The organism is Undibacterium sp. RuTC16W (genome assembly GCF_049339445.1).
In the GTDB taxonomy this organism is placed as follows: Bacteria; Pseudomonadota; Gammaproteobacteria; order Burkholderiales; family Burkholderiaceae_D; genus Undibacterium.
The window spans coordinates 1-308 of sequence record NZ_JBMPPE010000102.1 but is presented as its reverse complement, the minus strand read 5'-3'; the positions used below and the strand labels follow the sequence as shown (position 1 = coordinate 308).

Annotated in this window: 1 other RNA gene; it reads left to right on the top strand. The window is 64.3% G+C overall.

The features are described from left to right. Positions 1 to 303: RNase P RNA component class A (gene rnpB / locus ACO0K4_RS19685), an RNA gene on the top strand; the annotation flags it as partial. Positions 304 to 308: the final 5 nt, after the last annotated feature.

Sequence of the window (308 nt, the reverse complement as noted above, 5' to 3'; positions counted from 1 at the left end):
GCCCGAAAGGGCGCACTGGAGGAACGTCCGGACTGCACAGGGCAGCGTAGGAGGTAACACCTCTCCACCGAAAGCCGCAAGGTACAAGGTGAGGATCAGAGCAACAGAGACGAGCCGATTGAGTTCGGGTGAAACGGGCAATCTCTGCGCGCAGCAACACCAAGTAGGTTGGCTTTGAGGCGGCCTGCCGAGCCAACGGGTAGGTGGCACCGAGCCGGGTGGGCGACCCCCGGCCCAGATTGATGGCGGTCACGACGCAGCGTTCGCAAGAACGGCGCGCCGCACAGAATCCGGCGTATCGGCGGGCA